A 25,740-nucleotide genomic window follows, 5' to 3' on the forward strand; every position below is an offset into this window, starting at 1 on the left:
GTGAGAAACCAATCCAAAAAACTGGCGGTTGTTCTCGCGGGTGTGGCAGCGGTCATGCTAATCGGACAAGTCGACAGTGTACGTACATACATTACGGAGATCCGTGATGGCCCAGGCACGCAGAATGCATTTGATATGTTCAAGGAAGCGACCGGAGAAGAATCGTTGTTGTCTGCGATTAAAGATAAGGCAGCTCAAACTCGAATTGCACCGGTGAATGCGAGAGTAGATCGGGTATGGAAAGCGATCCCCGGTTATAATGGTCTGGAAATTGATGTGGAAGCAACCTATCGCAAGGCCTTAAGCGGCACACTCAATACCAAAATTCCTTATGTCTATCGCCAGACCGAACCGGAAATTCAATTAAAAGACTTGGGAGCACATCCGATTTATCGAGGTAATGAGAGTAAACCGATGGTTTCTTTTATGATTAATGTGGCTTGGGGCAATGAATTCCTCGTTCCAATGCTGGACACGCTTGATACCGAGCAGGTGAAAGCTACTTTTTTTCTGGATGGAAGCTGGCTGAGCAAGAACGCCGAACTGGCCAAGGAAATTCAAAAGCGCGGACATGAGCTGTCCAATCATGCGTATTCACACCCGAATATGAGTCGTTTAAGTGCAGAGAGGGCAAGACTGGAGATAAGCAAAACCCAGGAACTGCTGAAGAAAACGCTTGGTGTTGAAAATCATTGGTTCGCACCGCCTTCGGGTGATTTTAATCAAAAAACAGTGGATATCGCGGCATCCCTGGGGCTGAAAACAGTCCTGTGGACGGTAGATACAGTAGATTGGCGCAAACCAGATCCAGACTCCGTCATAGCCAAAATTGCGAATAAAACCGAAGCGGGAACATTGATTCTCATGCATCCGACAGCTTCCTCTGCCGGTGCACTAAAAGGCATGATTGATTCAATTCACGCCAAAGGATTGTCGTTAGGAACCGTAAGTGAGACGTTGTCTTCCGAAAGGGTTAAGGGCCAAGCGGTTGAGTGAACGCCGTTTTTTTGTTAATATCAAAAAGTTGGGACCAAATGTCGATTTCAATTTATTCATTATTGAGATCAGGGCAATTATAGAGATGTAGGAGGGCCAACCGTGAAAAAAATTCAGCTGGGCAATGGCCTCAGAGTCGTGATGGAACAAATCCCGACCTGTCGTTCCGTGTCATTTGGAATATGGGTCAAAACAGGTTCGCGTAATGAGCGAACAGAAAATAACGGGGTATCCCATTTTATTGAACATATGCTTTTTAAGGGTACGGATCGTTTTGATGCTAAAGCGATTGCGGAGCAGTTTGATGCGATCGGCGGTAACGTAAATGCATTTACATCCAAAGAATATACCTGCTATTATGCAAAAGTACTGGATGAGCATCTGCCAATTGCGGTTGATGTGTTGTCCGATATGTTCTTCCGCTCCAAAATGGACGACGGTGAACTGGTCAAGGAGAAAAATGTGATTTTGGAAGAAATCTCAATGTACGAGGATACGCCTGACGACATGGTTCACGATTTGATGGCGCTCGCTGCATATGGAGAGCATCCACTGGCATATCCAATCCTGGGAACCGAAGAACGTCTTAAAGTGATGGATTCCAGTCATTTACGTGCTTATATGAAAGAGCATTACACCATCGAGAATACCGTGATCAGTATTGCGGGTAACATTGATGATAGTGTGATTGATCTGATGGAGAAACACTTTGGTGCGTTTGATGTCAAAGGTGTAACTGAGAAAGTGAACGCGCCAGCTTTTCAAAGTGGTCAGCTCTTCCACAAAAAGAAAACGGAGCAAAATCACATCTGTATCTCGTTTCCGGGCTGCAAAATCGGAGACCCGCTTCAATTTGCCATGGTTGTTCTTAACAATGCGATTGGCGGCGGCATGAGCTCCAGATTATTTCAGGAGATTCGCGAAAAGCGCGGGCTTGCCTACTCCGTTTATTCTTATCATAGCTCTCATGCAGACAGTGGCTTATTCACCATTTATGCAGGTACAGCGCCGAAACAGACGAAAGAAGTGCTTGATCTGACCAAAGAAGTGCTGCATGATTTAGCTGTAAATGGTTTATCCGAAGATGAACTGCGTAAAGGCAAGGAACAGCTGAAAGGTAGTCTGATCCTGAGTCTGGAGAGCACGGGCAGCCGAATGAACCGACTGGGGAAAAACGAACTGATGCTGGGCAGACACCATACGCTCGATGAAATGATTGCAAAAATCGAGCAAGTTACAATGAATGATATCGACGCCGTACTTGATCTGATGTTTGCAGAGCCGTTTGCGCTCGCTATGGTGGGTGCTTCAGACAAGACGATTGCCGGACTGAGAAGGGATGATTTGGTTGCATTACGTTCAAATAAAGAAGTTACCGGGTAACGAAGATATTAAACTGCCACAAAAAATGTCTGAGCTGGCTGCCGGCTTTGATGTTGTGGCGGCACTGGAAGAAGAGGTTGTGCTAGAGCCGGGGCAGCGTACCTTGATCCCTACTGGTCTTGCGATGGCGATGCCAGCTGGGCTGGAAGCTCAAATTCGTCCACGTAGCGGACTCGCGTTCAAACACGGGATTACCTGCCTGAATACACCAGGAACCATTGATGCGGATTATCGCGGAGAGGTGAAAGTGCTGCTCATTAATTTGGGGCAGGAAGCGTTTACGATTGTGCGCGGAGAACGTATTGCACAGATCGTGTTCCAGACAGTGCCTGTCATCGAATTGACCGAAGTGGAAGAACTTTCGGATACCGTGCGAGGCGAAGGTGGATTTGGTCATACAGGTAAGTAACCATAACGTATGAGATCTTTCTTGTCTAAAAGTAGTAGTTGAAGAATGTAAAGAACATCGTGCATCAAAGTCGTCCTTCACAGGGCGGCTTTTTTTTATGTTGAACTCGAGTACATTCATTTATTGTTTTCACCCCCCTGTGGGCTGCTGCATACGATAAGGCATACATGTGGTGAAAGGAGTGACGTCCCGATGCTGACCGGAGTCCGGATTGTCGTTCTGGGCGGAGATGCAAGGCAGCTTGAAGTCATTCAAAAGTGCGCCGAGCTGGATGCAGCGGTAAGTGTGGTAGGCTTCGATCAACTGGAGCAAGTTATTCCGGGAATTGAACACCGCGAGCTTGAGGATGATGTGTTTGCTTCTGCAGATGTGCTGGTACTGCCAGTAGTTAGTTGCGATGATCAAGGGAGAGTAAGCTCTTCGTTTAGTAGTGATCCTATTGTTTTGAAAAAGGAACATATGTCTGCCTTGCCGGAGCATTGTACCGTGTTCACAGGTATGGCAAAGCCGTTTTTACGTGAACTTTGCCAGGAGAACGACCTTAGGCTTGTGGAAGTGCTTGATCGTGATGACATTGCACTGTATAACTCGATTCCGACAGCAGAGGGAGCCATCGCCATTGCAATTAAAGAAACGGATTTTACGATTCACGGGTCAGAATGCATCGTGCTTGGCATCGGCCGAACAGGGTTTACGCTGGCTAAAACTCTGCAGGGGCTTGGGGCCAATGTACGGGTGGGAATCCGTAGAAATGAAGATGTTGCCCGCGCAACAATCATGGGCTGGAAGCCTTTCATGACAACGGATTTGGCCGCCCAAACCGGGGAAGTTGACTTGCTTTTTAATACGATACCGACTATGATAATCACAGCACAAATCCTGTCCAGAATGCCTCAAAAAGCAGTCATTATCGACCTTGCATCCGCTCCTGGCGGCTGTGATTTCAGATATGCAGACAAACGCGGCATCAAGGCACTGCTTGCACCAGGCCTCCCCGGTATTGTTGCTCCAAAAACGGCTGGCGGCATTATTGCCGACGCGTTAATCCGTTTGCTTTTGGAAGAACAGAACGCACGGGAGGTTAAATCATGAACTGGCAGGGTAAAACGGTAGGTTACGCAATTACGGGGTCTCATTGTACATTTGAAGAGGTTATGCCGGTCATTAGCCGTTTTGTGTCCGAAGGCGCAAATGTCATTCCGATTATTTCGAACTCGGTACTCACGACAGACACACGCTTCGGCACGGCGCAGAATTGGCAAAAACAATTGAAGGATATAACGGGTAATGACATCATTTCYACAATTGTTGAGGCGGAGCCTTTGGGGCCTTCTAAACTGCTTGATGTGCTGGTCATTGCTCCATGCACAGGAAACACAACAAGCAAGCTGGCTAATGCAATGACCGATAGCCCGGTGCTGATGGCTGCCAAAGCGCAGATGCGTAATCAGCGTCCGCTTGTGCTGGCGATATCGACAAATGATGGTCTCGGTTTGAATGCAGCAAATATTGCAAAATTATTAGTGGCCAAATATTTGTATTTTGTGCCATTTGGTCAAGATGATCCAATGAAAAAACCAAATTCGTTAGTTGCCAAAATGGAGCTGATTCCGGAAGCTTGCTGGAGTGCGCTGGAAGGAAAGCAGCTGCAGCCGATGATTGTGGAGCGCACTTCACAGGCATAAGAATTATGGCCAGGGCAATAACGGTTATACGCTTGGAGAAATGAAGAAGGGTTCGAGAGACAAAGAAAATCATGGGGGACGATAGCTGGATTGCAAAGCTACCTCTACCACGTTCCTGTTCATAAGGGCATTCCTGCTTGCCAAGAGTGATCATGAAGCAAGCAGGAGAGGTGTATTTGAGATACATGGCCGTATACATTGCTGAGATTATCGCATCGGAACGCTCCCAAGGGTTATGCATTTGTTGATTTGACCCGTGTCCAGTCTTCTTGCGTACACAAATGGAGGAATAAAGATGCGTATTATGGTTCAAAAATTCGGAGGTACGTCGCTCTCAACCGTTCAAGCGAGAGAGCATGTGCTCCGGCATGTTAAACGTGAGCTTGAAGCAGGATTAAACCTGGTTATTGTCGTATCAGCCATGGGTCGCCGCGGCGAGCCTTATGCCACGGACACACTCTTGGACTGGGCTGCACAGAACGGAAATGCACTATCTGCTCGCGAAAAAGATTTACTGCTGTGCTGTGGTGAAATCATCTCAGCAACAACACTCAGCAGCTTGCTTGAACATGAAGGGATTCCAACTTCAGTGCTGACCGGTGCACAAGCGGGTTTTGTGACGGACGACAATTTCGGGAATGCCCGAATATTGGATGTCCGTCCTGTTCGTGTGCTGGAACAGCTTCAACTTGGTCGTGTTGTCATTGTAACCGGGTTCCAGGGACAGACAGAAAAAGGTGATTTTACGACACTGGGCCGCGGAGGCAGTGATACATCTGCAACAGCTCTGGGTGCAGCATTACGAGCTGAGATGGTGGACATCTATACAGATGTAAACGGCATTTTGACAGCTGATCCCCGTATTGTAGAAGATGCTCGTCCACTGACTGTCGTAAGTTATGCGGAGATTTGCAATATGGCTCATCATGGAGCAAAGGTCATTCATCCGCGTGCGGTAGAAATCGCAATGCAGTCCCAAATACCGGTACGGGTAAGATCTACTTTTGCCGATACAGAAGGCACACTTGTTACCCATCCCGAAGGATTCAAGGATGTACAGACAGGCATTATTGACCGTTATGTAACGGGTATTGCTTATGTGAGTAATGTTACACAAATTACAGTGGATGTTCCCGGTGGAACGGATCGTCTGCAATTGAAAGTTTTTAAAACGATGGCTGAAAATTCAATTAGCGTTGATTTTATTAATGTTACCCCCTCAGGAGTTGTCTATACCGTGTTTGATAGTGATTCTGAGAAGGCTATACGTGTATTGCAGGAGATTGGTCTAAAGCCTCAAAGTCTGTCTGGCTGTGCTAAAGTATCTGTTATTGGCGGAGGAATTAACGGTGTGCCTGGAATTATGGCCCGCATTGTGGAGTCACTGACTCTGGCAGACATTCAGATTTTGCAATCTGCGGATTCCAATACAACGATCTGGGTACTTGTCAAAAAAGAAGATATGGTTCAGGCCTTGAGGGCACTTCATACCTCATTCGAACTTCACTTGTAACTCATCCATGTTAGCGGAGCCAGACTTGTTTTGAGGGAGGAATCGAATTGGACTTTGGAAGATTGATTACAGCAATGGTCACTCCGTTCAATGCACAAGGAGAGATTCATTGGGAGGAAACAGCATGTCTCATCGATTATCTAATCGTTGATCAAAAGTCTGAGACTCTCGTGATTTCTGGAACAACAGGGGAGTCGCCAACACTTAGTGATACAGAGAAAGTTCAATTATTTGAATTTGCAGTGAAACATGCGGCTGGACGATGCAAGATTATAGCGGGAACAGGCAGCAACAATACGGCACACTCCATCCATCTGACGAAGGAAGCCGAACGTGTCGGGGCGGACGGCGTATTATTGGTAGTCCCTTATTACAACAAACCTAGTCAGGAAGGGATGTACAAACATTTTGAAGCTATTGCTGCAGCAACTAAGCTGCCAGTGATGCTCTACAATGTTCCTGGACGTACTGTCGCTAATCTGTCTGCTGCAACCACGTTACGCCTTGCACAAATTCCGAATATCGTGGCAACGAAGGAATGTGCTTCTATGGAGCAGGTTACCTTAATTGCTGCAGGTGCACCGGAACATTTCAGAGTCTATTCTGGAGATGATGCAGCGGGTCTGTCAGCTATTGCTGTCGGTGCTCATGGCATCGTTAGCGTGGCAAGTCATGTGGTGGGCGCGGAGATGAAAAAAATGATCGATGCCTTTTACGGTGGCGATCCACTTCAGGCCACACGAATTCACCAAAGGCTCTTCCCGCTATTCAAAGGGCTGTTTGAGTGCCCGCAGCCTTTGCCAAATCCGGTAGCGGTAAAATATGCTCTGACGTTGCGCGGTTTTGACGTTGGTTCAGTGCGTCTGCCTCTAATTCCGCCAACGGCTGAGGAACAGGAATACATTAAAAATTTGCTTCAACTGTAAATAACAGTTGGATCTGCAATCATTTATTAATTATAAGCATGAATGCTTTGTTTCACGAAAGAACCGCACCTCTCAGGTTGAGGCAGCGGTTCTTTTTTTGACGAACAGTGTAAGGTTTCTTTTTTGTTAGGTAGGGGAAACCTACAGGTTAACGAGAGAGTGACTTGTTTTTTCTGTTTTTAATCATGTATAATGATGTCAAGTGACTGGGTGCGGTATTTTTTTGAAATTGAAAGCGACATCGTTTCGATGGTGTGGCTTTGCGGTGAAAAAGGAAGGAACGGCTAAGAGGGGCACTTCAGATCCAACGAGTTGGTGATGGGAAATAACTTCGAAGAACTTCTTCCAAATATCGTGAATAAAGGTGTTCATTTACATTCACTCCTGATTCACGGGTGTGTAATGTTTGAACTACTTTTCTTAACTTACAATAAATAATAAGGTACGACGTCCAACTACCATAGGAGGTTCAGATTCATTTGTCTAAGAAAAATAATAATAATAATAATGAAAAGCTGATGATTTTTGCATTGGGCGGCGTAGGCGAGATTGGTAAAAATATGTATGTTATCCAATACGCGAACGACATTGTTGTCGTAGACGCTGGTCTTAAATTCCCGGAAGAAGACATGCTTGGTATTGATATTGTCATCCCTGACATTTCGTACTTGACTGAAAACCGTGATAAAGTACGCGGCATTATTTTAACTCACGGACACGAGGATCATATTGGCGGTTTACCTTATGTTCTCAAGCACTTGAACGTACCGGTATACGGAACTAGGCTCACACTTGGTCTAGTAGAGAACAAGCTGAAGGAAGCTAATTTGCTGGGTGATACAAAGCGTATTCTCATCAATGCAGATTCGGAGATCGAACTGGGTTCGACGCTGAAAGCATCATTCTTTGCTACTAACCATAGTATTCCGGATTCCGTTGGGGTATGTGTTGAAACACCTGAAGGGGCAGTTGTACACACGGGTGACTTCAAATTTGATCATACGCCAGTGAATGGTCAGTATGCAGATCTTCAACGTATGGCACAGATCGGAACGAACGGCGTACTCGCGTTGTTGTCTGACAGTACTAATGCGGAGAAGCCTGGATTCACACCATCGGAGAAAAATGTAGGTATCGTGCTGGAAGATATTTTCCGCAAAGCAAGTCAACGTGTCGTTGTCGCAACGTTTGCTTCCAACGTACACCGCATTCAACAGGTTATCAATGCAGCAGATGTCACTGGACGTAAAGTTGCAGTTATCGGACGCAGCATGGTAAACGTGGTAGGTATTGCTTCGGAACTGGGTTACCTTGAAATTCCGGACGGTATGATTATTGAACCGGAAGAAGTTGGAAAGATGGCAGCAGATCGCGTAGTTATTTTGTGCACAGGTAGCCAAGGCGAGCCAATGTCAGCATTGACACGTATGGCACGTTCTACACATCGTAAAGTGGACATCCTTCCTGGAGATACGGTTATCATTGCAGCAACACCTGTACCAGGGAATGAGAAGTATGTAGGCCGTACAATTGATGAACTGTTCCGTTTGGGAGCCAATGTGCATTACAGCGGTGCCAACAGCGGCGTTCACGTATCTGGTCACGGTAGCCAGGAAGAATTGAAACTCATGCTCAACCTGATGAAACCGAAATACTTCCTGCCAATTCACGGTGAATTCCGGATGCAGCGTCGTCACGCAGTTCTCGCTGAATCCGTAGGCATCGACCCGGACAACATCTTCATCACAGATATCGGTGAAGTTGTAGAGATTCAAGGCGGATCAGCACGTAAAGCAGGTAAAGTTACTGCCGGTAATGTATTGATTGACGGCCTGGGAGTAGGTGACGTAGGTAACATTGTACTGCGTGATCGTAAGCTTTTGTCACAGGATGGTATTCTTGTTGTTGTGGTAACACTCAGCAAGCAGGATGGTAAAATTGTTTCCGGTCCGGATATCATCTCCCGCGGATTCGTGTATGTACGTGAATCGGAAGGACTTCTCGATGAGGCTAACCGTATCGTTAGTAGCACATTGCAGAAGCTGATGAGCGAAAACGTAAATGAGTGGGCTTCACTCAAAACAAATGTTAAAGATGCTTTGGGACGTTTCCTGTATGAGCAAACTCGTCGCAGACCGATGATTTTGCCAATCATTATGGAAGTTTAAAAATAAGATCAACGAAAAACATATAATCAGGCACACAGTCGCCCCTTCTCTACGAGTAATATTGGACGGTTCCTCGTAGAGAAGGGGCTTTTTTTGCGTTTTTTAAGAGGATTTATGAGTCCTAGGCCTGAATGATGGAAATGATTGTTCAATAAAAGTATAAGCTTGTTGGAAGATTCCCCATACTAAGGTAAAGATCAAACCATTACATTTTTCAGGAGAAGGGGACAACATTAATGAATGAGCAGTTGAATGACAAGCAAATACCAAGGTCCAATCAGCCGGAGACAGAAGCACCGGATATTCCGGTACAGGAGGACAAGCACATTTCTCCAGTAACGGAGTCGATTCAGCAGTTTGGACAAACACAGTCACCCGCCAGTGAATCCAACATTTTTTGTATGACCATTATTGGTCAGGTGGAGGGGCATTTGATTTTACCCCCGCAAAATAAAACAACAAAGTACGAACATATTATCCCACAACTGGTAGCAGCAGAACAAAATCCGAAGATTGAGGGGATTCTGATTATCCTCAATACGGTAGGCGGCGATGTAGAAGCTGGACTTGCGATCGCTGAGATGATTGCCTCTCTAAGTAAACCAACCGTGACTGTAGTTATTGGAGGCGGACACAGTATCGGTGTGCCTATTGCGGTCGCTTCAACGTATTCGCTTATTGCAGGGAGTGCGACAATGACCATTCACCCTATTCGAATGAACGGACTAGTTATTGGTGTACCGCAGACATTTGAATATATGGAAAAGATGCAGGAGCGTGTTGTACGTTTTGTAACATCCCACTCCAACATTTCGGAAGAGATGTTCAAAGAGTTGATGTTCAAGACAGGAGAATTGAATCGGGACATCGGTACTGCGGTAGGAAGTGCAGACGCGGTGAAGTACGGCCTGATGGATGCGGTTGGAGGTATTGGTCAAGCCATTGCACAATTGAACAAGCTTATGGGGGATAAAAGACAAACGATGCAGGCGGGAGGATACACGCAATGAGCACAATGTATACCGTAATGCCGCCAGAGCAGTTATGGTCAGGCATGTGGACAGAGGTCGCGGATACAAAAGAGATTCGCATGAACGGTTTGTTAATGCAAGTCAGACCGGTCAATGAAACGGAAGCGGTTATCGTGCGTTTACTTGAATGTCCTCTTGAAGCTTATCTGGATCCGGCAAACCAGCCGGGTTCAACCGTATCCCTTTCGGTTAACACGAATCCAACATAACGCGACGAATTCAGACAAATGGTGCAGAAAAAGAACATATGTACGGATTATATTTGTATGGTATAATATTCTTCTGGGGGTGACCTGATTTTGGCCAGAAGAAAAAAGAGGAAAAAAAAGGGCGCTGGATTTAGCGGCGTCTTAAAATATGAAATCTACGGCATTGTGCTTATAACGCTGGCAGTCATAGCACTATCGGGTGAAGCCACCGTGGGACGTTCGCTTTCCAAGATGTTTGGACTCATGCTTGGTAAGTTTTATTTTGCGATTCCACTGGTGGGTATTTATTACGGTTTGATGGTGATGATTCACCGGAAGTGGCCAAGCGGCTGGACCACTCGCAAGACAGGATTGGTTCTACTGGTTTTTGCGTTAACGTTGATGAGTACAATATCCGCCATGCATCAGAAGCTGATTCCGGTTGGTGCACTTGAACCAGGTGCGGTTCTTACTCAGGTACATAATGATATGCAAACTGAATTATTGACGCCCGCTGCACCAGGGGAGCGTGATTCTATGCTTAGTAAGGATATTAGCGGCGGGTATCTGGGTGCAGGACAGTTTGCTTTATTCTTGTGGCTGTTCGGTAGTCTTGGTGCAAGGCTTATCATGATTGTTATGTTTGTGATTAGCTTCATGCTTATTACAGGTCTGTCTTATGTTGATTTGTTACGCATATTTAGAACAAAGATCTGGGACGCTGGCAGCTCCATGTATAAAAAACTCGAGTCCAGACCAGCGAAACGTTCTGCTTCTGCAAATGGTAAGAAAGGCAATGCGCGTAAATTAGTACCTGTACCGGTTGATGATGAAGAGGAAGATGATGAGCATGATCTGAACGATTCTGATGAAGGACAGCTCCCTAAACGTAAGGCTCCAATATTCTTCCAGTTGTTTGGAAAATGGGGAGCGCAGCGTCAGTCGTCGAAACAATCTGACGAATCACACGATATGGATGAACTGGATTCCGAACAGGTTGTTTATCGCGCTGGAGAAGAATCGATATCCGACAGAAGATATGGTGAGCCTGAATCTGTGACCAAGACCAACGGAACTGGGGCGGCGGCCGTTGCTGCGGCACCAATAGCACAGACTAAGCTTGACTCGGCTCCAATCATTCGTGACTTTTTTGAGCATGTCAGAGCAGAGGGGCCAGATAAAGACGATGATCTGGATGATGCCTATCCGTTCCCTGATGATCTGGATGATAATGGAAGCACTGCAAATCAGGCGGAGAGAGCTGGTATCAAATTTACAGACGAACTGGTTGAAGCTGATTGGTCTGATGCGGCTAGTGTAGCAGATACGCTTCAAGCCGATCCTGAACATGAGATAACCAGCGGAGAACCTGGGTCTGGCGAATCAGTGGATACAGGAAATGCGCAGTCAGCTAGAGAAGGAGACAGTGTTCAGCCAGCTGCGCCACCACCTCCACCGCCGAAGCCGTACAAGCTACCATCATTCCGTCTTCTTTCCAAACCTAATAATAGCGGAAAAGGCGGGGATCAGAAGGATTATATGCAAACGGCTCGCAAGTTGGAGGCGACGCTGGAAAGCTTCGGTGTGCGTGCGAAAGTACTGGAGGTTGTCCGAGGCCCTGCGGTGACAAGGTATGAAATTCAACCAGATATCGGGGTCAAGGTGAGCCGGATTGTCAGTCTGACGGATGACATCGCTCTTGCCTTGGCTGCCAAGGATATTCGGATGGAAGCACCTATTCCGGGGAAATCGGCGATTGGTATTGAGGTTCCCAATGGCGAGGTATCCGTTGTCACGATGCGTGAAGTGATGGAGACTGCAACGTTCCAGGATGCTGAATCCAAAGTAACCATTGCGTTTGGCAGGGATATATCGGGTCAGACGATCATTGGCAACCTGGCTCGTATGCCCCATTTGCTGGTGGCTGGAGCTACCGGATCAGGAAAATCCGTATGTATCAATGGCATAATCACCAGTATTCTGTATAAAGCGAAGCCGGATGAGGTCAAGTTTCTAATGGTTGACCCCAAAATGGTTGAATTGAATGTATATAACGGAATTCCGCATCTGATGGCACCGGTTGTGACCGATCCGAAGAGGGCGTCGCTTGCACTCAAAAAGATCGTAGTCGAGATGGAGAAAAGATATGAGTTGTTCTCCAAATCAGGCACACGTAACGTTGAGGGGTATAACAACTTGATGAAGGATAACCCGGCGGCAGTGTTGCCTTACATTGTGGTCATTGTGGACGAGCTCGCTGACTTAATGATGGTAGCTGCTGGAGATGTAGAGGATGCCATTGCGCGTCTTGCGCAGATGGCTCGTGCAGCCGGCATACACCTTATTATTGCTACACAGCGTCCTTCCGTCGATGTTATTACGGGGGTCATCAAAGCCAATATTCCTTCCCGGATTGCATTCGGAGTATCTTCTCAAGTCGATTCACGTACCATTCTTGATATGGGCGGAGCGGAGAAACTGTTAGGCCGTGGCGACATGCTGTTCATGCCGATGGGTGCATCCAAGCCGATTCGGGTTCAAGGTGCGTTTATGAGTGATGAAGAGGTTGAAAGTATCGTGAATTACGTTCGGGGACAAGGCGAAGCACAGTATGATGAATCTCTTGTTCCTGAAGTAGATGATTCAAATCAGGCACCAGAAGAAGTGCAAGATGAGCTTTATGAACAGGCTGTGCAGATTATTCTGGAGGCCAAGCAGGCTTCAGTGTCACTTTTGCAGCGGCGAATGCGGGTAGGGTACACCCGTGCAGCACGTTTGATTGATTCAATGGAAGCCAGAGGAGTGATTGGACCGTATGAAGGCAGCAAGCCGCGTGAAGTCCTTGTTTCGCTGGAACAGTACCAACAAAGCAAATTAAGCTCATAGACTAGCTCTGAAAACCTTCAACCATCTTGGTTGAAGGTTTTTTTCTGTATAACAATGTTTGAGGTTCTGCCATTTGCCCCAGAGATCGGATGGTTTGGTGCATAGGAAACAAGTCCACTTGTCATAATAACGGTAGCGATTCTGTTAAATCCCACAAGAGAAAGGTAGAGCATAGTCGATGCGAAAAATGAACCTATGGCTTTTCACTGCTATTTTGCTGATATCCGCGCTCGGAATCCGTTATTTGCTTCCTGAGCACACAGCACCTCAAAGTGCCGTCCAGAACAACATCCCGGCAGAGGAAAAAGCAATGCCGACCTTCAGCAACAATACTGTGAAGTATGGCAGTTACGGTCAGGATGTATATGAGCTTCAGGGACGTTTGAAGTATCTTGGTTTCTACAACGGGAAAATCGATAGCAATTTCGGTAGCAGCACGCTGAAATCAGTTAAATGGTTTCAGTCTGAGTTCGGTATGAAGGCCGACGGCGTGGTTGGAGCAAAAACGAAACTAAAGCTGTATAATGCCAGCACCAAATGGTCGCCTACAGAACCGCCGCTGCATAAAGGAGGAGCATCTGGCGGAGACACAGGCGGAGGTGGAGATACTGCAAATAATGAGAAGGATAATATGGGTTCTGCCAATGCGCTCGGACTTACCGAGAATGAACTCAAAATTATGGCGAATGCCGTATATGGAGAAGCGCGCGGAGAACCGTTTGAAGGCCAGGTAGCTGTAGCTGCTGTTATTTTGAATCGCGTAAACTCCCCCAGTTTCCCATCAACGCCTTCTGGCGTTATCTTTCAGCCGGGAGCATTTACAGCCGTAGCAGATGGACAAATCTATCTGGAGCCGAACGCTCAGGCGAAAAAAGCGGTTGAGCAGGCGTTGAACGGCTGGGATCCTTCCGGTGGATGTCTGTATTATTTTAACCCGAAGACTGCCACATCGAAATGGATATGGACTCGTCCACAGGTGAAAACGATCGGACAGCATATATTCTGCATGTAATCGGCGGAGAAGCAACCGGAAGGCATGACTTCGGTTGCTTCTTGGCTTTTGGATGGTTTAAAATGGTTGTTACGTTTAAGCTTGATGATGACTTGTTATATAAATGACGCCGTAAAGGGGTTTTAACTTTGAATACTGCAGAATTCGAACGGGGTAGTCGTAAACAGCTACGTATCCATGTGCTTCCAACCAAACGTTTCAAAACGTTTGCGATTTCCCTTTATGCTGGGATTCCTCTTCGCGAGGACACGGTTACGCATGTGGCATTAACGCCGTTTGTTCTAAGACGAGGAACGGAGTCATATCCGGAAACAACGCAATTTCGAGAACAGTTGGAGCATTTGTACGGAGCAGGATTTGGTTTTGACGTCTATAAACGCGGTGATTATCAGATTGTTCAATTCCGTATGGACACCATTAATGATTCTTTTGTTGGTGGTGGGGAGCAGCGGCTATTGGATCGTTCGTTTGCTTTCTTGGGAGAAGTGTTGACCAAACCTGCGCGAGAAAATGGATACTTCAAAATGTCGTATGTACAGGCAGAACGCGAGACGGTTCGGAAGAAGCTGGAGTCCATCGTTAATGATAAAATGCGTTATGCCGCTGAGCGTTGTATTGAGGAAATGTGCAAACTTGAACCATACAGGTTACATCCCCTTGGTGACCGAAAAGCGTTGCCAGCCATAGAATCTCCTGAGCTGACTTCTGCTTATGAAAGCTGGCTACAGGAAGCTAGCATGGACTTGTATGTAGTTGGTGATACGACACTAGAAGAAGTGGAGCAATTGGTTCAGCGTCATTTTAACCTGGAGCGCGCAGTTTCCTCTGACTATCTAGCTCAGGCAGCAGTTCGTGGGGATGAGGAGGCAAATACAGTCATCGAGCGGCTAAACATTGGTCAAGGCAAGCTGAATATGGGGCTTCGCACTTCCATAACGTATGCAGACGATAAATACGCAGCAGCGCTGATGTATAACGGCATTCTTGGCGGATATCCGCATTCAAAGCTGTTTGTTAACGTTCGTGAAAAGGAAAGTCTCGCCTATTATGCTTCTTCCAGATATGACGGGCACAAAGGTATTGCCACCATTCAATCCGGGATTGAAATACCCAATTATGAAAAAGCGGTGACCATTATCAAGCAGCAGCTTGAAGAAATGAAGAATGGCAATATCACTGATCTGGAAATGTCTCAGACTACAGCGATGATTCGTAATCTGTTGAAGGAAATGCAGGATTCTGCCTTTGAGATGATTGCCTATGATTTTAACCGTCAGTTGTCTGGTAAGGAGAGAACACCTGAAGAGTTGCTTGGTCAGATCGAGCAGATCAGCAAGCAGGATGTTCGTGAAGCCGCAGAGCAGTTCCGCCTGGATACGATTTATTTCTTGCGGGACGAGAAGGAGGAATAGTCGTGGAGAGCATTCGCTATGAACATCTGCAGGAAACGTTATATTACGAAGTAATGGATAATGGACTGCACGTTTATGTTTTGCCCAAACCAGGTTTCCAGAAAACATATGCTACGTTTGCGACAAAGTATGGATCAGTGGACAATCACTTTAAGGTGGAAGGACAGGCTGAAGTGAAGGTGCCGGACGGTATTGCTCACTTTCTGGAGCATAAAATGTTTGAAGAGCCTACGGGTGATATTTTTGCAACATTTGCTTCTCATGGTGCTTCTGCGAACGCATTCACTAGTTTTGATCAGACCGTTTATTTGTTTTCAGCGACCGAAAATATAATCGAAAATATACAAACATTAGTTGATTTTGTGCAAAATCCGTATTTCACAGATCAAAATGTCAATAAAGAAAAAGGTATCATTGAACAAGAAATTAATATGTATGCGGATAATCCGGATTGGCGGGTCTATTTCGGTTTGATTGAAGCGATGTATCAAAAACATCCAGTGCACATTGACATTGCGGGCACGGTTCAATCCATTCATACGATAACAAAAGAAACGCTGTACACGTGTTATAACACATTTTATCATCCGAGCAACATGCTATTGTTTGTTGTAGGCGGCGTTGACCCGGAGCAGGTCATCAGCATGGTTCGTTCCAATCAGGAGAAGAAGAATGTTGAACCGCAGGGGCAAATTCAGCGCTTTTTTGAGCCTGAGCCCGAGCAGGTTGCAGAGGCAAGGCGTGAGGTGAAATTATCCGTTTCGCTTCCGAAATGTTTGTTTGGATTTAAAGAAACGGATGTTGGACTTACAGGAGAAGAACTTCTGCGCAGGGACACAACTACACAGCTAATGATGGATCTATTGTTTGGTTCCAGCACACGTCTGTTTCAGAAGTTGTATGATGAAGATTTGATCTCGGACAGCTTTGGACATGATTATATCAGTTCGCCTCAATATGCCTTCTCCGCGATTGGTGGAGATACCAAAGACCCGGATCTTTTGTTGATACGGGTACGTGAAGAAGTGGACGCCATTGTGCAAAAAGGGTTTGATGCCTCCAATTTTGAACGTGCGCGCAAAAAGAAAATCGGTGGTTATTTAAGAATGCTTAATTCACCAGAAAACATTGCGAATGAATTCACACGTCAGCAATTCCGTGGCGGTGACTTTTTCAATATGATTTCGCTGTATGAAGCGATTACACTGCAAGATGTGAATCAGCGGTTGAAAGAGCATATTCGCTGGGATCAGTTGGCTGTATCACTCGTTGTAAGTCCTTGATCTGGGAGAGGGAACGGACGTTTTGAAGTTTTCAAATGAGTAAGAGTGAAGTTATGGGGGGAACGATCGTGAAAGCTATAGGGGAAATGACAGTTCTGGTTACCGGTGCAAGTGGAGGCATAGGAGCTGCAATTGCAGAACGGTTTGCACGTGTAGGCATGAATGTGGTGTTGCACTACATGAAGTCCCATGAAGCGGCCAATGAAGCGGCAAGACGCTGTATGGAGCAGGGAAGCGGACGCATTATGACGGTTTCAGCAGATCTTCGTAGCAGGGAACAGATTCAGCGTATGCGGGAGAAGCTAGCTTCTCATGATCTGCTTCCGGATATCCTTGTAAACAATGCGGGCATATCACATTATGGTCTGCTCGCTGATGTGACAGAGGAAATTTGGGATGAAGTGATGGCGATTAATCTGAAAGGTACTTTTCTATGCACTCAGGAGATGATGCCGCACATGATCTCACAGCGATACGGTCGTATTATAAATGTTTCGTCCATATGGGGACTATCCGGTGCGTCTTGTGAGGTGTTATATTCTACAACCAAGGGCGGTGTGAATGCATTCACGAAGGCACTTGCGAAAGAGCTTGCCCCCTCCGGAGTTACGGTGAATGCCGTTGCTCCCGGTGCGGTTCAAACGACGATGTTAGACCACTTGGACCAGAGTGAACTGAAGATGCTGGAAGAAGAGATCCCTGCGGGTCGTTTGGCGCAGCCGGACGAGATTTCGTCACTGGTTTATTTTCTCGCGCTGCCCGAATCGGGTTACATCAATGGACAGATTATTAGCCCCAATGGAGGCTGGCTGACCTAATGTTGTTTGAACATGTACCGGTTCTGATGTGGCTTATGAGTGAAATGGGGAAGCAAAAGCGTTCTCACTTGGATATGCAGTCTTGATTTATTTTGAAAGCTCGTATATAAAATGTCCCGGAAGCACATATTACAACTGTTGATTTTAAATCTCATGCGTCAGCCAAGGAGGATTTATCATGTCAACAGAAAAAACAGTGGTTTCCAACTTTGACACATGGAAGAAGTTCTTGGGCGATCGCGTATTGCAAGCTGAGAGGATGGGAATGAGTGAAGAGACCATCAACAAACTAGCGTACGAAATCGGTGACTTTCTGGATGAGAAAGTTGATCCTGCGAACCATTCCAACCGAGCATTGAAGGAACTATGGGATGTCGGCGATGCGGATGAGCGTCGTACGATTGCGTGCCTGATGGTCAAATTGGCCAAACAAAACGCATAAGGCAAGAGATGAAGAGCTCCCGTAAGGGGGCTTTTCTCTAATGATTACAAACGGATTACAGAGCTGTTCTTGTAATTCATTTTCATTTTATATATCATTAACGTGACCCATTTTTAGAAGATGACCAGGAATTACGTTCAGTGAACGCGTTCTGATGTTGTCGATTAATGTGGAATAATGCATTACGGGGTGTATATATGGAAACTAAACAATGGTATATGGAATATAAAATACATAAGAACAGACCTGGTCTTTTGGGGGATATCGCCTCTATGCTGGGGATGCTTGAAGTCAATATATTGACCATCAACGGTGTGGAAGGCAAAACACGGGGGATGTTGCTCGAATCAGATGATGACGAGAAAATCCGTCTGCTTGGGGAGATGCTTGGTAAAGTCAACAGTATTACCGTATCGGCACTTCGTCAACCGAAATTGGTGGATATTCTTGCTGTACGTCACGGAAGATATATCGACCGCGATTCGGATGATCGCAAAACATTTCGTTTTACTCGTGACGAACTTGGGTTACTTGTTGATTTTTTGGGTGAAGTATTTAAAAGAGAAGGCAATCAGGTTATCGGCTTGCGTGGCATGCCACGGGTTGGCAAAACAGAGTCAATCATTGCGGGTAGTGTATGTGCCATGAAACGTTGGACTTTTGTATCCTCTACACTTCTTCGTCAAACGATCCGGAGCCAGATGTCCGAAGACGAATTGAACCCCAACAATGTATTTATCATTGATGGAATTGTCAGCACGATTCGCTCCAGTGAAAGACATTACAACCTACTGCAGGACATTATGTCGATGCCAAGCACCAAGGTTATTGAGCACCCGGATATTTTTGTACAGGAATCCGAATATGATTACAATAATTTTGATATTATTATTGAATTGCGCAATAATCCTAATGAAGAAATTATTTATGATACGTTTACGGCAAGCTACACCGACGAACTGTAAAGCTCCGTACGGCATCATGGAATAGATCAGCAACAACTGAAGAGATAAACATAAGGAGGAGATGGCATGTCTGAACTGGGTCAACAGTTAAGAGAGGCCCGGCTGCAAAAAGGGATGAGTCTCGACGATGTACAGGAAATGACTAAGATTCGCAAGAGGTATTTGGAGGCTATAGAAGCAGGGGACTACAAAGTGCTGCCTGGCAGCTTCTATGTGCGTGCATTTATCAAAACCTATGCGGAAACAGTGGGACTGAATCCAGATGAGCTGCTGGAAGGACATAAAAAGGACGTACCTGCAGAGGCTACGGAGGCGACTATGGAGCCAGTGATCCAGAAACGCTCCAACCGACCGGTGGAGCGGAGTAATCGCTGGATGTCTGTTGCTCTAATGTGGACATTTCCTATTTTGATCTTCGTTCTTTTGTATGTATATATGGCAAACAACAAGGGTGATGATACCAACCCACAAGGGCTGGATGATACGAAAATCACGGACAGTCAGAAACCTGCTAATGACAAACCTGATCCGTCGTCCGACAATGGGCAAGCGGCGACACCGCCTGCAACGGATTCGGGGTCTAAGGATACCGGTAAAGGTGAGGCTGGCGGAAACGGTGGCGGTAGTGAAGCGACCGGTCAGACCGGTGAGCAAAATAACGGTCAAACCGATGGACAGACGGATGGCCAAACAGGTGAGAACCAAGAGGGAGCACCGCCAAGCACACCTGGTTCGGTTACAGTTTCAGAGGATGGAAAATCGGGCAATATCACAAACTTTAAAGTAAGCGGAAGCGCAGGTCAGCCCGTAACCGTGACGATCAAGGCGACAGGGAACAGCTGGCTTGAGGTTTATAAAGGCGAGAATTCCAGCGGGGAGAAGCTCCAGTATGGTAATACAGCCGACGGTGACACGTTTACATTTACTTTGGATAGTACAGGAATGTACATTAAGTCCGGATATGCGGCAGCAACGACAATTGATGTTGGCGGTCAAGTGGTGACGGATGGCAAAGCAACCAACCGTATTCGTCTTAAATTGGATACAGACAGCACAGCTTCTTCCACAGGAACTGAAGGCGCAGCGGGGACAACGAATAGTGACTCCTCTGATGGCGGCGGAAGCACCAGCAACGAATAACCTGGTTGACTGCAGGGGACAATAAACTCGTCTTCAATTGCAGTCAACTTATGGTGAAGTGAGGTGGAAGGCCGTGACAGTCAGCTGGATCGTAACCGGTTTAGGGATCATTGTCAGCCTCCTGGGTTATTACCTGACTCCAAATGCCTGGGGCTACGGAATATTGGGCTTTGGACTTGCGCATATCGTTCTCGGTGTGCTCGATATGTTCAGACAGCCTGACCGTAGCCGGTATTAGGGGTAGCTGAACCAGCAAGCATTTTTGGTGACCAGAAGGTACGCCAAAAATGCTTTTTTCTATGGGTAGACATAGCTAAAATTAGACTTTTGTGTGAAGTTTACTCTATAATGTTACAGAACATATGATTAACTGAAAGGGTGACTCGGTTTGAGTTCAGAAAATTCATTTGATATTGTGTCCAAAATGGACTTGCAGGAATTGACCAATGCCGTTACACAAACGGAAAAGGAAATTGGTGCTCGTTATGATTTCAAGGGCAGCAAAAGTAGCCTGAAATTGGATAAAGATGCTCTAACGATTGTGTCTGATGATGAGACCAAATTAAAAGCTGTTATCGAGGTACTGCAATCCAAAATGGCAAAGCGTGGGCTTCCGCTGAAAAACATGGATTATGGTAAAGTAGAGCCAGCTTCTTCTGGTACGGTTCGCCAGCGTTTGAATTTCAAACAGGGGATTGACCAAGATGTTGCCAAAAAAATTAATATTCTCATTCGTGATTCCAAACTGAAGGTGAAGAGTCAGATTCAGGGAGATCAACTTCGTGTGACTGGAAAAAGCAAAAACGATCTGCAAGCCGTTATGCAATTGCTTAATGGAGCTAACTTGCCGTTGGATCTGCAATATACTAACTTTAAATAAGAATTCTTGCCTAACAATGTCCTTTTGACACTGTATTGGTACGTATATTATACTGAATGTGCATTGCTGGCAGTCATACATCAAGTCCAGTCTTCATCGTTTGCTGACTTTGTGAAAAGCAGTACACTTCTGGAAGTCACCGGAGCGTTTAAAAGCGGTTTTGCGTTTGAGCGGTAGACTTTATTTTTTGCGTTTCTACATAGGGTTTCATGTAAATACAAAGTCGACGGTTCAAACGTTCATTCTTTGCTTCAGATGATGAATACGGGATTAAGATGAATGTTTGAAGTAATGAAGGATACAAAGGGAGGGCGTCTTGTGAATTTACCCAACCGGATTACGCTTGCACGAATTTGCTTAATCCCTTTTTTGATGGTGTTCCTGCTGGTGGATTTTCCGTTTTATCCAGAGCCGTTGCATCTTGGAAGCTTTATGCTTCCGTATAATCAGTTAATTGCTGCTTTTATTTTTATCGTTGCTGCAAGCACGGATGGAATAGACGGCTATCTTGCAAGAAAAAACAATATGGTCACCAATTTGGGCAAACTGCTGGACCCTCTGGCAGACAAACTGCTGGTTACCGCTGTTCTGATTTCACTGGTTCAAATGGGCAAGCTGGATTCATGGATTGCAGTCGTTATTATTAGCCGTGAATTTGCCGTGACTGGTCTGCGCCAGATTGCTTTGCTGGACGGTTCGGTTGTTGCTGCGAGTGCGTGGGGCAAACTGAAAACGGTAGTACAGATCGTAGCGATTGTTTTGATGCTGCTGAACAATTTTCCGTTCTCGTACACAGGCATTCATGTTGATGAGATCGCGGTATGGGCGGCTGCTCTGATCACGATCTGGTCGGGAATTGACTACTTTATCAAAAACAAAAACTTGCTTCATTTATCAAAAGCGTAATGATTTATGCTGGAATGGGTAATGATGAAAGACTCATCGGGTCAAAGGGCAATAGGAACTTATCCTATTGCCCTTTGACTACTCAACATGTGCACAGGAGGAAACTGGAATGAAGGCAGAGATTATCGCAGTTGGAACAGAACTGTTGCTTGGACAAATCGTAAATACGAATGCCAGATACCTTTCCCGGGAACTTGCTGCAATGGGGATCGACGTATATTTTCAGACGGTAGTTGGAGATAACTTGAATCGGCTTAGTGAAGCAATACGCATCGCGCAGGGACGCGCAGACATTATTTTATTTTCTGGGGGAATCGGTCCAACACAGGATGATCTGACCAAAGACGCGCTGGCTGCTGTACTTAACCGGAAGCTGCATATCGACCGCATGGCTATGGATAAAATTGAAGGTTTTTTCCGGGATCGTAATGTGGAGATGACGGAGAATAACCGTCGCCAAGCCATCGTTATTGAGGATGGAACTCCTCTGGCGAATGAAACGGGCCTTGCTGCCGGCAACGCGATTGCGGATAACCAAAAATATTATATTGTTATGCCAGGTCCCCCTAAGGAACTGATTCCAATGTTTGAGCAGGAAGTAAAGCCTTGGTTGCTCCAGCATGCTCTTACTGAAGAAATGCCGATTTATTCACGTATGCTGAAATTCGCAGGTATTGGTGAATCCGCACTYGAAGATCGATTGCTTGACCTCATTGACGGGCAGACAGACCCTACAATTGCTCCCTACGCGAGTGAAGGGGAAGTGACTGTGCGTGTCTCTACCAAGGCTCCAAGCGAAGGAGAAGCCAAACTGAAGCTGGATGCGATGGAGGTACAGATCCGTGAACGTTTGTCTGAACATCTGTACGCTAACGAGGATGTGCCTATAGAGTACACGATTGTTACGATGATGTCTGATATGGGGCTGACTTTGAGTGCAGCCGAAAGCTGCACAGGAGGGCTTGTAATGCAGAGCCTTACTTCCATACCGGGAAGTGCATCCATGCTTAAAGGCGGCATTGTATGTTACTCCAATGAGATCAAAGAAAAACTGCTGAATGTGCCGCACAGTTATCTGGAGGGCGAAGATGCTCCGGGCGCAGTTAGTCCAGAGGTGGCAAAGGTTCTTGCTGAGCAGGTCCGTATGATCGGCGATGCTGATTTCGGTTTGGCTATAACCGGAGTAGCCGGTCCAGGGTATTCGGAACGTAAACCGCCTGGCCTTGTATTTATTGCATTGGCTGAGCGTGGGAAGGATACGGAAATTCATGAACTCCGGATTAATGGTAACCGTGAAACGGTCCGCATTCGCTCCGCAAAAGCGATTCTGTATCGACTGTGGAAAAAATTGGTCGCTATTGATTGATCGTTGCGCAACAGATTGCATTTGCATAATTGAGGAAGTATAATGAGTAGAGACGGAAGAACCGTAAAATGTGGCCTTAAACAGCCTTGTTTACGGTTCTTTTTCTATTTTTTGTGTATTTTTGTGAGGAAGAGGCGCCTCGGCCTGAACAAAAAAACGAATGTATGTTCGAAAAAAAGCTTGGCAAACGAGTTAAAACAAGGTATCATTATATTATAAACAGTAAAGGGTGTGAGTTTATTGTCAGACCGTCGTGCTGCGCTTGATATGGCGCTCCGTCAAATAGAGAAGCAATTTGGTAAAGGTTCCATCATGAAATTGGGTGAGTCAACTCACATGAATGTGGAAATCATTCCCAGCGGATCCTTGGCTTTGGATATTGCATTAGGAACAGGCGGCTTGCCTAAAGGCCGTATTGTTGAAATATATGGACCTGAGTCTTCAGGTAAAACAACTGTGGCATTGCATGCCATTGCTGAAGTTCAACGTGTGGGTGGACAAGCAGCATTTATCGATGCCGAGCATGCACTCGACCCAAGCTATGCAAGCAAATTGGGCGTAAACATTGATGAATTGCTTTTGTCTCAACCGGATACAGGTGAGCAAGGTTTGGAAATTGCAGAAGCTCTTGTACGCAGTGGTGCTGTAGACATCGTTGTTATTGACTCTGTAGCTGCATTGGTACCAAAAGCAGAGATTGAAGGGGAGATGGGTGATTCCCACGTAGGTTTGCAGGCGCGTCTGATGTCTCAAGCGTTGCGTAAATTGTCTGGTGCGATCAGCAAATCTAAAACAATTGCTATCTTCATCAACCAGCTTCGTGAGAAAGTTGGCGTTATGTTTGGTAACCCGGAAACGACACCAGGTGGTCGTGCGTTGAAGTTCTATTCAACAGTTCGTCTGGATGTTCGTCGTATTGAGAGCATCAAATCAGGCAATGACATTACGGGTAACCGTACCCGTATTAAAGTTGTGAAAAACAAAGTGGCACCTCCGTTCAAACAAGCGGAAGTTGATATTATGTATGGTGAAGGTATTTCCAGAGAGGGAAGTATCATTGATATTGGTACAGATTTGGATATCGTCAACAAAAGTGGTGCTTGGTATTCTTACGAAGGCGAACGTTTAGGACAAGGTCGTGAGAACGCGAAGCAATTTATGAAAGAACATAAAGAAATTGCGGATACGATTGAGCAGAGAATACGTGAGGCCAGCAATCTAACAACTGCTGTTCCGACACCAACTAGTGAAGAGCAAGATAAAGAAGCGGCTGAGGAACAGGAATTATTCGAAATTAATGAGTGATTTTTCTTTACGGGATCAGGTTCCGGTCTTCTGACATGTCCTGAACTTGTATTGAACGAGTGCTAATGCTTACCTAGCTAAATAGGATTGGTTTCTCGCGATGCTAACAGCCTCTGTCCATTCCGGACAGAGGCTGTTAGCATCTATGCCATATATGACCTAAGCTATACTTGGATCATATTAAGAGTGGACAAAGGGGAAGTACACTTTTTAGCCAAAAATACAATCCATTGGGAGCGTGAATATCGTAGTGAAGCATCACCAAAATCAGCATGGTTATGATACACATGATGAAGATTTGCACGAAGAAGCAGAATTAAACGGCATCTCTCAATTTCCAGACGATGAAGAACTTATCATAACCTTGGTGGAGCGAACTAAAAGTCGTGAGGCGCGCTATCGGATTTCTTTTGGCAACTATTCGCTTACGGTTCTGGAAGATGTGATGATCAAGTACAGAATGACGCGTGGTAACACCTTTATGAAGAAAGATCTAGAAGAAATCATCGTGGCGGATGAACGGCAGAGGACGTACGTGCAGTCATTGCGTTTTTTGGAGTTTAAGCAGCGGACACGGCATGAATTGCGGCAAAAGCTAAAGCAAAAGGAGTTCGCGGCACCGATTATTGAAGAAGTCCTCGATCGACTTGAGCAAGAAAAGCTTGTTGACGATGATCTGTTTGCCAAAGAATGGACAAGACAGCGTATGGAGGGGCAGCGGAAGGGAAAACTGTGGATTAGACAAGAATTGCGTCAAAAAGGCATTACCAATGAACTTATTGCGGAGGTGCTGGATGATGTTAGTGCAGATGCTGAATTCGACACTGCATTAACAGCTGGCCGTAAGAAGTGGAAACAAGTTCGAGGAGACGTGCAGGAGAAGAAACGTAAAACGTTCCCTTTCTTGATGCGACGCGGTTTTAGCATGGATTTGGTGCGCCGGGTTGTGAATCGTTTAATAGAAGAGGATGGGGCAGAAGATGCCGAAGATGATGAAGCATTGTTATGGGACTAGACGCGAAGACT

At 45.9% G+C, this 25,740-nt stretch carries 24 protein-coding genes; all 24 read left to right on the forward strand.

Annotation, left to right across the window (positions count from 1 at the left end):
* Positions 1-996: a polysaccharide deacetylase family protein gene (locus tag AB4Z30_RS20360; RefSeq protein ID WP_441929299.1), complete on the forward strand. Its 996-nt coding sequence runs from the start codon at positions 1-3 to the stop codon at positions 994-996.
* A 102-nt stretch (positions 997-1,098) separates the two neighbouring features.
* A complete protein-coding gene (locus AB4Z30_RS20365; protein ID WP_441929300.1) occupies positions 1,099-2,379 on the forward strand; it encodes a M16 family metallopeptidase in 1,281 nt (426 codons plus the stop codon).
* Positions 2,336-2,788: a dUTP diphosphatase gene (gene dut / locus AB4Z30_RS20370; RefSeq protein WP_441929301.1), complete on the forward strand. Its 453-nt coding sequence runs from the start codon at positions 2,336-2,338 to the stop codon at positions 2,786-2,788. The genes AB4Z30_RS20365 and dut overlap by 44 nt, the downstream gene beginning before the upstream one ends.
* Before the next feature lie 192 nt (positions 2,789-2,980).
* Entirely contained in the window at positions 2,981-3,880 is a 900-nt protein-coding gene (gene dpsA / locus AB4Z30_RS20375; protein WP_441929302.1) for a dipicolinate synthase subunit DpsA, read from the forward strand.
* Positions 3,877-4,473, forward strand: a complete 597-nt coding sequence (locus tag AB4Z30_RS20380; RefSeq protein WP_441929303.1) for a dipicolinate synthase subunit B — start codon at positions 3,877-3,879, stop codon at positions 4,471-4,473. The genes dpsA and AB4Z30_RS20380 overlap by 4 nt, the downstream gene beginning before the upstream one ends.
* Positions 4,474-4,768: 295 nt before the next feature.
* Positions 4,769-5,986, forward strand: a complete 1,218-nt coding sequence (gene dapG / locus AB4Z30_RS20385; protein WP_441929304.1) for an aspartate kinase — start codon at positions 4,769-4,771, stop codon at positions 5,984-5,986.
* 47 nt (positions 5,987-6,033) lie between these two features.
* Positions 6,034-6,912, forward strand: coding sequence for a 4-hydroxy-tetrahydrodipicolinate synthase (gene dapA, locus AB4Z30_RS20390; RefSeq protein WP_441929305.1), 879 nt, complete (start codon positions 6,034-6,036; stop codon positions 6,910-6,912).
* 518 nt (positions 6,913-7,430) lie between these two features.
* On the forward strand, positions 7,431-9,080 hold the full coding sequence (locus AB4Z30_RS20395; RefSeq protein ID WP_441929328.1) for a ribonuclease J: 1,650 nt from the start codon (positions 7,431-7,433) through the stop codon (positions 9,078-9,080).
* A gap of 236 nt (positions 9,081-9,316) precedes the next feature.
* The gene (locus tag AB4Z30_RS20400) at positions 9,317-10,090 is read left to right on the forward strand and encodes a ClpP family protease (protein WP_441929306.1); all 774 of its coding nucleotides are present in this window, start codon (positions 9,317-9,319) and stop codon (positions 10,088-10,090) included.
* The gene (locus tag AB4Z30_RS20405; protein ID WP_441929307.1) at positions 10,087-10,320 is read left to right on the forward strand and encodes a YlzJ-like family protein; all 234 of its coding nucleotides are present in this window, start codon (positions 10,087-10,089) and stop codon (positions 10,318-10,320) included. Before AB4Z30_RS20400 ends, AB4Z30_RS20405 begins: the two co-directional genes overlap by 4 nt.
* Positions 10,321-10,410: 90 nt before the next feature.
* Entirely contained in the window at positions 10,411-13,185 is a 2,775-nt protein-coding gene (locus AB4Z30_RS20410) for a DNA translocase FtsK (protein WP_441929308.1), read from the forward strand.
* 178 nt (positions 13,186-13,363) lie between these two features.
* A complete protein-coding gene (sleB, locus tag AB4Z30_RS20415; protein WP_441929309.1) occupies positions 13,364-14,197 on the forward strand; it encodes a spore cortex-lytic enzyme in 834 nt (277 codons plus the stop codon).
* A gap of 128 nt (positions 14,198-14,325) precedes the next feature.
* Positions 14,326-15,609: an EF-P 5-aminopentanol modification-associated protein YfmF gene (yfmF, locus tag AB4Z30_RS20420; RefSeq protein ID WP_441929310.1), complete on the forward strand. Its 1,284-nt coding sequence runs from the start codon at positions 14,326-14,328 to the stop codon at positions 15,607-15,609.
* A gap of 2 nt (positions 15,610-15,611) precedes the next feature.
* The gene (yfmH, locus tag AB4Z30_RS20425; RefSeq protein WP_441929311.1) at positions 15,612-16,892 is read left to right on the forward strand and encodes an EF-P 5-aminopentanol modification-associated protein YfmH; all 1,281 of its coding nucleotides are present in this window, start codon (positions 15,612-15,614) and stop codon (positions 16,890-16,892) included.
* A 53-nt stretch (positions 16,893-16,945) separates the two neighbouring features.
* The gene (gene ymfI, locus AB4Z30_RS20430; RefSeq protein WP_441929329.1) at positions 16,946-17,710 is read left to right on the forward strand and encodes an elongation factor P 5-aminopentanone reductase; all 765 of its coding nucleotides are present in this window, start codon (positions 16,946-16,948) and stop codon (positions 17,708-17,710) included.
* 178 nt (positions 17,711-17,888) lie between these two features.
* On the forward strand, positions 17,889-18,152 hold the full coding sequence (locus tag AB4Z30_RS20435) for a DUF3243 domain-containing protein (protein WP_441929312.1): 264 nt from the start codon (positions 17,889-17,891) through the stop codon (positions 18,150-18,152).
* 197 nt (positions 18,153-18,349) lie between these two features.
* Positions 18,350-19,117, forward strand: coding sequence for a DUF3388 domain-containing protein (locus AB4Z30_RS20440; RefSeq protein ID WP_123064538.1), 768 nt, complete (start codon positions 18,350-18,352; stop codon positions 19,115-19,117).
* A 66-nt stretch (positions 19,118-19,183) separates the two neighbouring features.
* Positions 19,184-20,257, forward strand: coding sequence for a RodZ domain-containing protein (locus AB4Z30_RS20445; protein ID WP_441929313.1), 1,074 nt, complete (start codon positions 19,184-19,186; stop codon positions 20,255-20,257).
* 73 nt (positions 20,258-20,330) lie between these two features.
* Complete coding sequence (locus tag AB4Z30_RS20450; protein WP_434751633.1) at positions 20,331-20,495, forward strand: hypothetical protein; 165 nt, start codon at positions 20,331-20,333, stop codon at positions 20,493-20,495.
* 150 nt (positions 20,496-20,645) lie between these two features.
* Positions 20,646-21,137, forward strand: a complete 492-nt coding sequence (locus tag AB4Z30_RS20455) for a YajQ family cyclic di-GMP-binding protein (protein WP_090923812.1) — start codon at positions 20,646-20,648, stop codon at positions 21,135-21,137.
* Between the two features lie 318 nt (positions 21,138-21,455).
* Positions 21,456-22,043, forward strand: a complete 588-nt coding sequence (gene pgsA, locus AB4Z30_RS20460; RefSeq protein ID WP_441929314.1) for a CDP-diacylglycerol--glycerol-3-phosphate 3-phosphatidyltransferase — start codon at positions 21,456-21,458, stop codon at positions 22,041-22,043.
* Between the two features lie 109 nt (positions 22,044-22,152).
* On the forward strand, positions 22,153-23,409 hold the full coding sequence (locus AB4Z30_RS20465; RefSeq protein WP_441929315.1) for a competence/damage-inducible protein A: 1,257 nt from the start codon (positions 22,153-22,155) through the stop codon (positions 23,407-23,409).
* Between the two features lie 240 nt (positions 23,410-23,649).
* A complete protein-coding gene (gene recA, locus AB4Z30_RS20470) occupies positions 23,650-24,714 on the forward strand; it encodes a recombinase RecA (protein ID WP_441929316.1) in 1,065 nt (354 codons plus the stop codon).
* 250 nt (positions 24,715-24,964) lie between these two features.
* Positions 24,965-25,729: a regulatory protein RecX gene (locus AB4Z30_RS20475; RefSeq protein ID WP_441929317.1), complete on the forward strand. Its 765-nt coding sequence runs from the start codon at positions 24,965-24,967 to the stop codon at positions 25,727-25,729.
* Positions 25,730-25,740: the final 11 nt, after the last annotated feature.

Source organism: Paenibacillus sp. 2TAF8 (assembly GCF_052114825.1).
GTDB lineage: Bacteria > Bacillota > Bacilli > Paenibacillales > Paenibacillaceae > Paenibacillus.

Excerpts from the sequence above, each read along its gene's own strand:
- sleB (WP_441929309.1), top strand. The coding sequence starts at position 13,364 with ATGCGAAAAATGAACCTATGGCTTTTCACTGCTATTTTGCTGATATCC.
- dpsA (WP_441929302.1), top strand. The coding sequence starts at position 2,981 with ATGCTGACCGGAGTCCGGATTGTCGTTCTGGGCGGAGATGCAAGGCAG.
- AB4Z30_RS20400 (WP_441929306.1), top strand. The coding sequence starts at position 9,317 with ATGAATGAGCAGTTGAATGACAAGCAAATACCAAGGTCCAATCAGCCG.
- AB4Z30_RS20395 (WP_441929328.1), top strand. The coding sequence starts at position 7,431 with ATGATTTTTGCATTGGGCGGCGTAGGCGAGATTGGTAAAAATATGTAT.
- AB4Z30_RS20440 (WP_123064538.1), top strand. The coding sequence starts at position 18,350 with ATGGAAACTAAACAATGGTATATGGAATATAAAATACATAAGAACAGA.
- ymfI (WP_441929329.1), top strand. The coding sequence starts at position 16,946 with ATGGGGGGAACGATCGTGAAAGCTATAGGGGAAATGACAGTTCTGGTT.
- dapG (WP_441929304.1), top strand. The coding sequence starts at position 4,769 with ATGCGTATTATGGTTCAAAAATTCGGAGGTACGTCGCTCTCAACCGTT.
- AB4Z30_RS20445 (WP_441929313.1), top strand. The coding sequence starts at position 19,184 with ATGTCTGAACTGGGTCAACAGTTAAGAGAGGCCCGGCTGCAAAAAGGG.
- AB4Z30_RS20405 (WP_441929307.1), top strand. The coding sequence starts at position 10,087 with ATGAGCACAATGTATACCGTAATGCCGCCAGAGCAGTTATGGTCAGGC.
- AB4Z30_RS20435 (WP_441929312.1), top strand. The coding sequence starts at position 17,889 with ATGTCAACAGAAAAAACAGTGGTTTCCAACTTTGACACATGGAAGAAG.
- dut (WP_441929301.1), top strand. The coding sequence starts at position 2,336 with ATGATTTGGTTGCATTACGTTCAAATAAAGAAGTTACCGGGTAACGAA.